This is a genomic window from Synechococcales cyanobacterium T60_A2020_003 (genome assembly GCA_015272205.1).
Lineage (GTDB): Bacteria > Cyanobacteriota > Cyanobacteriia > RECH01 > RECH01 > JACYMB01.
This window is the reverse complement of record JACYMB010000150.1, coordinates 1-10,445: the sequence shown is the minus strand read 5'-3', so window position 1 is coordinate 10,445 and position 10,445 is coordinate 1. Positions and strand designations below refer to the sequence as shown.

Annotated in this window: 6 protein-coding genes; 2 read left to right on the top strand and 4 right to left on the bottom strand. The window is 52.2% G+C overall.

The window, feature by feature from the left end:
• Positions 1 to 135: 135 nt before the first annotated feature.
• Positions 136 to 1,695 (top strand): apolipoprotein N-acyltransferase, encoded by a 1,560-nt coding sequence (gene lnt, locus IGR76_08125; GenBank protein MBF2078473.1) that lies wholly within the window; start codon positions 136 to 138, stop codon positions 1,693 to 1,695.
• Positions 1,696 to 1,708: 13 nt separating this feature from the next.
• Here lnt and egtD read toward each other — a convergent pair whose 3' ends face one another.
• The 4 genes from egtD to IGR76_08105 all read right to left on the bottom strand — a co-directional run bounded on the left by egtD (position 1,709) and on the right by IGR76_08105 (position 8,385).
• Complete coding sequence (gene egtD / locus IGR76_08120; GenBank protein ID MBF2078472.1) at positions 1,709 to 2,725, bottom strand: L-histidine N(alpha)-methyltransferase; 1,017 nt, start codon at positions 2,723 to 2,725, stop codon at positions 1,709 to 1,711.
• Between the two features lie 116 nt (positions 2,726 to 2,841).
• Complete coding sequence (locus tag IGR76_08115) at positions 2,842 to 4,128, bottom strand: ergothioneine biosynthesis protein EgtB (protein ID MBF2078471.1); 1,287 nt, start codon at positions 4,126 to 4,128, stop codon at positions 2,842 to 2,844.
• A gap of 230 nt (positions 4,129 to 4,358) precedes the next feature.
• Positions 4,359 to 7,274 (bottom strand): pre-peptidase C-terminal domain-containing protein, encoded by a 2,916-nt coding sequence (locus IGR76_08110; protein ID MBF2078470.1) that lies wholly within the window; start codon positions 7,272 to 7,274, stop codon positions 4,359 to 4,361.
• A gap of 622 nt (positions 7,275 to 7,896) precedes the next feature.
• Entirely contained in the window at positions 7,897 to 8,385 is a 489-nt protein-coding gene (locus IGR76_08105) for a hypothetical protein (protein ID MBF2078469.1), read from the bottom strand.
• A 283-nt stretch (positions 8,386 to 8,668) separates the two neighbouring features.
• Between IGR76_08105 and IGR76_08100 the strand changes: the two genes are divergently transcribed.
• Positions 8,669 to 10,445, top strand: a 1,777-nt coding sequence (locus IGR76_08100; GenBank protein ID MBF2078468.1) for a proline dehydrogenase family protein, incomplete at its 3' end; no start/stop codon positions are given.

Genomic DNA, 10,445 nt, shown 5'->3' with positions numbered 1-10,445 from the left:
AATCCCCCTACCCTTCGGGAAGCCGCTTTGCGTCTATAAAAAGGGGGACTTCCGAGCCAGTCCCCCCCTTAAAAAGGGGGGCTAGGGGGGATCGAGAGAGAGCAGAGTTTTAAGAACATTTTGAGATAAGCACAGATGCATCGTCTAGGACTCAAACTATGGAATGCCCCCCAATGGGCGATCGCCCTGGGGAGTGGATTGCTGATGGCCTGTGCGCCAGAGCCGCTGAACCTGTGGGGACTGGCGTGGATCGCCCTGATTCCTTTTTGGGTCTTGGTTGTGTCAACACCTGTCCAAAACCGAAAATGCACGCTCCTCTATGCGACCCTGTGGGGAATGGGCTATCACGGCATCGCCATTTCTTGGATTACCGGACTCCATCCCCTCACCTGGCTCGGAATGTCCTGGATCACGAGTGTGATCGTGACGGCCTTTTGCTGGGTCTTTATTACCCTCTGGGGAACAGCAACTACGGTGCTGTGGGCGTGGGGAATGGGGCGAATCTCTCGCCTGCAGGGGATAACTGCGTGGGTACGAGTGTTGGCTGGAACCGCACTCTGGTGCAGCTTAGAATGGCTCCTCACCTTAACCCCTCTCAACTGGACATCGCTTTCCTATACCCAAAGTCCGGGAAATCTGTGGGCGGTTCACTTGGGGCAATTGTCAGGGCCGTTGACGGTGACAGCGGCGATCGTGGCCTGTAATGGTCTACTGGCAGAAGCGTGGATGCAGTGGCGAAATCGGGCGGATCGTCTACGCCCTCTCCTCCTGTCTGCTCTAGTACTTGTAATCAGTGTCCATGGGCTAGGAGCCTGGTTAGCGAGCCGACCGTTACAGGACGTAGACGCCGCCAAACTGACGATTGGGATGATCCAGGGCAACGTGCCCACGCGGATCAAGCTGTCTGCGGAGGGAGGACGACGGGCGATCGCCAGCTATAACCGAGGCTATCTCGAACTGGCTAACCAACAGGTAGATGCGGTGTTAACCCCTGAAGGTGCGATTCCTTTTCTATGGGACGTATACCGGGAAACCTCTAGCTCTATCACACGGGCGATCGCCACGGAGAGAATCCCGGCCTGGTTGGGTACGTTCGTGAGCCAAGGAACAACCTACACCCAAAGTCTGCTTTCGTTGGATCAACAGGGGGTCATCGTAGGTCGCTACGACAAAATCAAATTGGTTCCCCTAGGGGAATATATTCCGCTTCGCAGCATTCTCGGCGGATTGATAGATCGACTCTCTCCCATTGAAGCGGTGATGATTCCTGGATCGGAACACCAACAATTTGAAACCCCCTTTGGACGGGCGATCGGCAGTATTTGTTACGAGTCCGCTTACCCCAACTATTTTCGAGCCCAGGCCGCCCAGGGTGGACAGTTCATCCTGACCGCATCCAACCTCGATCCCTACAGCGAAGTGCTGATGATGCAGCACCAAGCCCACGACATTATGCGGGCGATTGAAACCGATCGTTGGGTAGCACGGGCAACGAATACAGGCTATTCTGGGTTTGTCGATCCCCACGGTCGGGTGGTGTGGCGATCGCACCCCCTAACCTACGAAACCCACGCAGAAACCATCTATCGCCGCCAAACCCAAACCCTCTATGTGCGCTGGGGCAACTGGCTAACTCCGGTTTTGATTCTGGGGGCGATCGGGATGATCGGGCTTGCCATTGTTCGACCTGCGTAGACGTTGCGCCACGCTACATCACCTGTAAATGATGAATACTAAACTGCTGGTGGTCATCGATCCAAACATGGCTCGATGAAAATCCTGCGGCCTTGGCGATCGCCTGAAACTCAGGAACCGTGTATTTGTAGGAATATTCCGTTCTCAACCGTTCCCCCGCCGCAAAGGAGATCACCTGAGAACCGATAGTAACCACCTGATCACAACGACTCACGATGTACATCTCCACCCGCCCAGCTTCAGCGTTATACACCGCATCATAGCTAAAGTTTGCCAGATCAAAGTTTGCCCCCAGTTCCCGATTCATGCGGGTCAATACGTTCAGGGCAAAGGCGGCAGAGATCCCCTTGGCATCGTTGTAGGCAGGTTCAAGGATGTCCCGACTCTTTTTCAGATCGACGCCAATTAGTAAACTGCCCTTGGACTGCAAAATTTGGGCGGCATTGTGCAAAAAGGCGATCGCCTCTTCGGGCTCCAAATTGCCAATGGATGATCCCGGGAAAAAGCCAATCAAAGACCGATCTCTTAAGACTGGAAGATCAGGCAGCGTCAGGGGTTGGGTGTAGTCGGTGCAAATAGCGATCGCCTCTAAATTCGCGTATTCAGAGACCAGCTCTACGCACGACTCGTAGAGATGACGCTTGGAAATGTCAAGCGCGACGTAGGTATGGATCGAAGATGCCGCATCCAACAGAATTCGCACTTTTTGACTACTGCCACTGCCAAATTCTACCAGTACACCATTCTGGGCGATCGCGGCAATGTCATCGGCATAGGTTCGTAAAATATCGATTTCAGTGCGGGTCAGGTAGTACTCCTCTAGGGCACAGATGGCCTCAAAGAGTTGCGACCCGGTTTTGTCGTAGAGAAATTTGGGAGAGATCACTTTTGGAGATTGGATTAAACCCGCGATCGCCTCGGTGTAAAAATCTTCTACAGGGGGATGGAAGTCAAACCACGTCACCTTAGGGGAAGGGGCTTCTTCCCACGGCAGCGACGTATCAGCGATCGGGGAACATGAACCAGGCATAGATATGTCTCCTGTTTTACATCACAATTTTGTGAAGCGATCGCCCCAAATGCTTGGCTCAATGTCTATCCCTCTCCTCCTTGGACAAAGTTTTAGGGAGGGCGATCGCTCCCTCTCTACAGCGCTAATCGAATTCCTGAAAACTGCCATCGTGCCGAGGGCGGAAAGAAGTTACGATAGGTGGCGCGGATATGTCCAGGTGGCGTTGCGCAGGAGCCACCCCGCAACACCATTTGATTCGACATAAACTTCCCGTTGTATTCCCCAACCGCTCCCGGTGCCGTTTTGAAGCCGGGATAGGGCAGATAAGCACTCTGCGTCCATTCCCATACATCCCCAAAAAGCTGATCAGGATTCGTATATCCCTGGGCAGGCTGCGGATGCAGACGATCGCACTCCAGAAAATGTCCCTTGGGGGCAAGCGATCGCGCCGCATGTTCCCATTCCGCTTCCGTGGGTAAGCGGTATCCCGCCCAGTGGGCAAAGGCATCAGCTTCGTAAAAGCTAACGTGACACACAGGCTCATGCTCGTTGATCCGTTGTAGTCCGTGGAGGGTCATTGTCCACCACTCTCCGTCTATCTTTTGCCAGTAGAGAGGAGCGTCCCATCGTTGCGATCGGATCGTTGCCCATCCTTCTGAAAGCCAGTATTCTGCTGTTGTGTACCCCCCTGCCTCGATGAATTCCAAATATTCCCCATTGGTAACGGGACGAGACGCCAGCCGATAGTCTTGCAAATAGACCGTATGTTGAGGAGTTTCATTGTCGAAACAAAAGTCCTTGTCGGCATACCCCAAAGAGTCCAGCCCTCCCCCATACTCAATCCACTGCAACGGGGAGGATGTTGTTTTTGCAGGTGCAATCGGAGGTTGATGATAGGCCGGATAAAGAGGATTCATTCCCAGGCCATGCTTGATGTCCGTTACCAAGAGTTCCTGATGCTGCTCTTCGTGGTGTAATCCTAACTCTACGAGAAATAGAATTTGCTCTGGCTCAGAGGGATTCTGAAGAAGCGATCGCATCCCGTCATCTACATAGGCGCGATAGCGATACACCTGCTCTACCGTGGGACGAGAGAGCAATCCCCGTTCCGGTCTAGGATGGCGATCGCCCACCGCTTCGTAGTAGGAATTAAACAGATAGCCAAATTTGGGATGAAAAATCTCGTATCCCGGCAGAAACGGGGTCAGCAAAAACGTCTCAAAAAACCAGCTCGTATGGGCGAGATGCCACTTTGGAGGACTCACATCCGGCATGCTCTGAATGCCGTAATCCTCAAGGGCAAGCGGTGCACAGAGCGCCGCACTGAGCGATCGCACCTGGTTGTAACGCTCAATGGTTGGGACGGTCGCGCCAGGGTCTTGAGTGGATCGAAGTGCCGCAGTGGATGACGACAGAGTCATAAAACGCTCCAACACTAGGGGACTAGGGGGCTGAGAATACCGATTCGGTGTCAATCGCGCAAGATGCACGTCCATTGACAAGATCAGTATAGACTGCACGGTGAACCTAAAACTGGGTTAACTGGTACCTCGTGCCCTTCCAGATCCAAAAAGCGCGACGTATAGGATACGCCACGCTCTCTAAGAATTAGCCGACTAAGGCAATGGGAGTTCTAGGACTGCTAAAGACTCTACGGATTTTCCGCTAAGCCCACAACCCATAGCTCACGACCGACAGATTCATCGGTATCCCCTGCATCGGCAGCCCGGAAGAAGAGTCGTCCATTCACCTCCGTAAAGTCAGACGGGCTGGAACTGAGATCGCCAGCTAAGAGATCGAGTTCTTCGGCATTACCATTCAACAATGGGCTCACGCGCCATAGCTCACTACCCGTGGCATCACGATTTGCCTTGAAGTACAAGAAATCCCCAACCGAAATCAAGCTCCCCGCCGAGGGGTTCAGTGCAACACCTCCGCTGGCGGCAACATCGCGCAGCATACCGCCATCATCGTATTGAACAAGGCTCGTTCTTTGACCAACAGCGGCGGCTGGGTCATAGCGCCACAAGCCTCGGCCGTTGATTCCATCATCCGCCAGGAAGAACAGCTTGCCATCCACAACCGTTAACTGCTGCGGGTTTGATCCAGCATTGGCGGCAGTGACGTTGATGTCAGCAGCGATCGCCACCGTCGTCGCCTTCGTAGAGGGATTAATCTTCATCTCCCATAGTTCTGTACCAGCACTGCCACTATTCGCGGCGAAGAAAAGGCTATCACCGAGCACAGATAGGTTGCTGATACTAGCCGCTCCTGCTGAACCTGCTACGATGTCTGCGACTGCTTCTGGCTCGCCTGTGGTGGACGAAATTCGCCAAATTTCATTGCCGCGATCGCTCCCGCCCTCGGCAGCACCACTCGCCGTGAAGTAAAGCGTACCATTCACATTCGTCAAACTGCCAAAGTTACTCAAGCCGCCTTGCCCAGCCACTTCAAGCGCTGTGACGGTTCCACCGGAGGTATCGATTGTAAAGAGTCTTTCTGATGAGCCATTACTTGCAACAAAGTAGGCTGTATCGTTGATGTTAATCAGATCTCTGGGGAACGAGCCAAAAAACTCGCCGGGGACAAGCTCTAGAGACTGAGTTCCAGCTTCTGTGCCATCGCTATACCACAGTTCGATGTTCAGAGACGTGCCACTCCCTTGCTCAATGGCATCAAAGTAGACGCGATCGCCCACCGCCACAATGCCAGTCGTTGCCCCAATTCCAGACGAGCCCGTACCAACGGCAATATCTTTAACGAGCGATGCTCCATTCACCGCATCCCATCGCCAGAGTTCGGTTCCGGTTTCCGCCGTTCCAGCCGTAAAGAAGAGCACGTCGCTGCCGCCAATAGACGCAACCGTTAGGTTCTCAAGGGATGTAAAGGCTTCGTTCGTCAGCTTCTCAGTACCGTCGTCATCCTTACTACCCGTTAAGGAGCCATCTACCCCCGTACCGTCGGTTCTCCAGAGCTGAACTCCCGTGCCATCATCAGCGGCAAAGTACAGCAATCCACCAATTTCAACCATGTCTCCCGGCACACCAGAGGACTCTGGCCCTAGGCGAATATCTTTCACAAACGCAGGGTCGAATTCGACGGACTTAGCGGCTAAATTCAGCTCATACAACGCACTCGCCGTTGAACCACCGTTGGGACTGACGCGAATGTAGTATGTTCCCTCCGTAAACACACCCTCAATCTTTGGTTGACTGCTTGTAGTACCCGACACTGACTCTAAAACAGTTGTGCCATCACCTCCAATCAACTGGAGATTTGCACTACCGCTGGTCAAGTCCGCTTTCAGGCGCAGGGAACTCCTTTGATTTAAGGTAAAGACGTAATAGTCATCCGTATCAAAACTGCCGACCGCATCAGCATACTGGGTCGGATCCAAGGGGCCTTGGGAAACACCAGGGGTTCCAGCCCGCCAAACCGGATCGTCATCAATATTACGAGCTGCAACGGGTGTATTGCCTGCTGAGTCATTAATTCCGAATTGGGTTCTCGCACTTAAGGTGAAGAAGGTGTACTTACTTGGATCATAGGGAGCTACTTTGATGTAGTAGTTCACTCCTGGTGCGAGAATAACACCATTAACTGCTTCGTTCCTGGTTCCACCTTGGTCGCTAGTCGCAATCGCATCTGGATTACCCTCTTCGTATAGGTAGAGATCGGCGTCTTCTGATAACCCCGTGAGCCTCAGATCAATACTGGTAGGTTCGTTGGGTCCCACAATGCGGAATACGTCCACATCCTCTTTGTTCAGTAACTCTGTTACTAGAGTCGAGAAAGAATCACCAAGAGCAGGCAATTGCAGGAATTTGGCCGCTGCTTTGTCTCGCGCATTGCCTGCCCCGTCTGGTACGTCGCCAAGATTGCTGAGCAATTTGTACGGTGTACCCGGCTGTTTACGACCCGCTGATACCTTCATAAAGTAAGTCGTGTCTGGCATTAAGGTTTGAGTAATGGTCTCTCTAGCCGTGCCAGACTTTTGGCTACTGGTGATGGGTTTTCCATCACTGCCCAAGAGGGCTAAATTTGCATCTGCCTTTAAGCCAGACATCTTCAGCTTGATCTGCTGTGGCCCACTGTTAATTGTGGTGAACTGATAAACGTCTGCTTTGTCGGATGGGCCAATGTAATCTTTGAAAACCGTCTTTCCGTCATTTACAGTCACAGATGTAGCGGAGTCAACTTTGTCGCCCCCATTGTCGCGATTTCCAGTAGCCCGTAGGGTGTAGTCCGTTTCTTTGGACGTACCTACGATATGGAAGTAGTAAACCCCTGAATCTAGAGTGATGTTGAGCGTCTCATTCGATTTCCCTTTTTTATTTGATTGCTTGATCACTTTGCCACTTTTTTGCAAGAGCTGAAGATTGGCGTCTTGCTTGAGTCCGGTTAAGGAAAGCTCAACACTCGTACGGCTTTTCAAGCGTGCTCTGAAATAATCGCTAGCGTCGCTGCCACCGATAGAGTCACTGAAATTGATCGCCTTCGGTTTTAAGGAGTTAAAGGCGGTCTGGTTTGCGGTTTTGATGCTGTTCCCTGCTTTGTCTTTGGCCATTATTTTTCCTCTTTACCAATAGAGTGCGTTAGTCACTGGGATCATTCAGGCAATTGCAAATATGCGGAACCAAGATTCGGAGAACGACCCTGAGCCATTTGACTGCAAACCAAGAATGTATGCATGGCTTGATTCTTCCGACAGATCCATGCCTCTTGCGAGGATGAGCATTGGGTAGACGCCAATAGACATCTCCGGATCGTCATAGTCTAGATCCCGACATGACTGAAATAATTAAGTTTTTTTTGGGGCAAGGTTGGGCTGGACTGAGCACAGATTGATAACGCTAATCAGCACATGCGGGTTAACTTCAGTGCGGATACACCACAGGCATGGTTATAGACTTCCCAAATATTCCCCGAAAATAATCATTACTCTGAAAAGCGTTTTACAGCGCTCAATCGTATGACATCGAGCACCTTAACCGCAAGAATGCAAATTGCACTCAATTTTTCAAGCTATCCTAATAGCCTGCCCTGCCAAATGTACGTTTCGACACTGCCCTAAGGATGAGCTTCTCACAAACAAATGTAAACTACTGCAACTCTATCGTGTTGTATCAAAAACGTAATTAATACTGAGCGTTTACTGAATCTGTCAAAACGGTCAGATTACCATCGCTCTAAATCGTGCGGTGCAGTGCATCTAACAGGTGTTCAAGCATGACTTGAACGGATTCGTGGGTGTATTCATCCTCTGGGTGGGGATCTTGTCCAGGCTTCTGAAAGTATGGGCGTTCACCATACATGTGACCCCAACGCATATCGACTTGTCGCACCAGTTCATACAAACGCTCGCGATGGCTCAGTACATCTTGAACCGCATCCCGCAGGGCGTAGAGCGGGCAGTCTACATAGGCGCTAATGCGAGCATCATCAGCCTGGACGATATCTTGCAACACCGACTGTAACGCGCCCGAACCGTCTGGCAAGTGGTTGCGGATAAAGACCATTACCTCGGTTTTGGCCTGTACCAGTTTAGGCACCGTAGATTCTCCTTTCAGGAACCCACTGCCTTCTCGACCGATGGCGTCGGCTAGGGAAAATTTTCGTCCAGACAAAATATCTTGCTGGAGGGCGTAGTCTGGATCCGGGTCAGATTCCGAAGGCATGGCTCACATCAACCTGAAAAATGGGCGATCGCTCGTTTCAATCAAACACACTACGTAGGCCGCATGAGCACTGTGACTCAAGCCCATGACTATTCTACAGCCTCACCGATAGTGTCCCACGGCGGAACCCCCGTCTTCTACTGTTCTATGACCATCTGTTAAGCGATTTCGGTCAGCAAACCTTAAACAACTCAAAATAGGAGAAGAAAGGTTTCCCACTATGATAGATCGAATGGGTACGTTGAGCTTTCACACTGAGTTGATTCTAAGGGGTCTGTGATCCGTGGTTCTACAAGTTTCTGATCAAACGTCTACACAGTACGACAAGCGCTACGAAGCGCGCACGCAGGCGATCGCCCGTGAATTACTGTCTGCTACCCGCGAAAATCGGTCGTTCTTCGCTCAGATGCGCGATCAGATGCGTTGGGATGACAAGCTGCTAGGCTGGGCGATGAGCAATCCTGGCCTTAAAGTTCAGCTCTTTCGCTTTATCGATTGCTTGCCCTCACTGCAAAGCAAACCCGAAATTGCGCGGCACTTGCAGGAGTATCTTTCCCGCGACGAGGTTGAGTTACCGAGTGCTTTAAAGGGGTTGCTTGGCTTTGCCCAAGCCGACTCGATGCCGGGTCAAGTGGCTGCCACAACGGTATCAACGGCAGTAGAGACCCTCGCCCATAAGTACATCTCTGGCGAGAATATCAAGCAAGCGCTGAAGACGATCGAGCAACTCCGCAAGAACAAAATGGCCTTTACAGTGGATTTGCTGGGTGAAGCGGTGATTACCGAAACCGAGGCGCAGCAGTATTTAGACCGTTATCTGGAACTGATGCAGGAATTGACAGAAGCATCCCAGCGATGGTCGAAGGTTCCGGCGATTGATGAGGCTGACGGTGCGCCGCTATCGCGGGTTCAGGTATCCGTAAAGCTTACCGCTTTCTATTCCCAGTTTGACCCGCTGGATGCCGAGGGGAGTCAGGCACGGGTGAGCGATCGCGTTCGGACGCTGCTCCGTCGTGCCCAAGAACTCGGTGCGATGATCCACTTTGACATGGAACAGTATGTCTACAAGGATCTGACCCTGGCCATCCTCAAAGACATTTTGATGGAAGAGGAGTTCCGGACTCGTACAGACATCGGTGTAACCCTACAAGCCTATCTAAAAGATACCGAACGGGATCTGAAGGGACTGATCGAGTGGGCCAAAACCCGGGGCAATCCGATCACGATTCGCTTGGTGAAGGGAGCTTACTGGGATCAGGAAACAATCAAAGCGGTGCAGCATGATTGGGATGTTCCTGTCTTTACGGAGAAGGAATCGACCGATGCTAACTTTGAGCTACTGACCCGGATGCTGCTGGAGAATCACGAATATCTCTATGCGGCGATCGGCAGTCATAATGTACGCTCTCAAGCCCATGCGATCGCCATTGCCGAAGCGTTGGATATTCCGCGCCGCAATTTTGAGATGCAGGTGCTCTACGGCATGGCGGATAAACTGGCAAAAGCCTTGTCTGATCGGGGCTACCGAGTCCGGGTCTACTGTCCCTACGGCGATCTGATTCCGGGAATGTCCTATCTAATTCGGCGTTTGTTGGAAAATACAGCAAACAGTTCCTTCCTGCGGCAGAACCTAGAGGAACGTCCCGTAGACGAACTGCTGGCAGCTCCCCGCTTTGAAACCGAGTCCCACCTGCCTGATTCCATGCGTCCGGTGTTCCCCAATGCCGCCGATGCCGATTATGCCAATGCCGAGGTGCGCGATCGCGCCTTTGCGGCGTTGAAAACGGTACGGCAACGGCTGGGCAAAACCTATCAGCCGCTGATCAACGGGGAGTACGTCACCACGCTAAACACCATCGACTCGGTGAATCCTTGCAATCCTACCGAGATTGTCGGGAAGATTGGCATGATTAGCGTAGAACAGGCCGAATCCGCAGTGCAGGCCGCAAAAGCCGCATTCCCAGCCTGGAAAAAGACCTCCGCCACCAAACGCGCCGCCATTCTCCGGAAAGCCGCAAACCTGATGGAAGAACGCCGTGCCGAACTGTGTGCGTGGATGG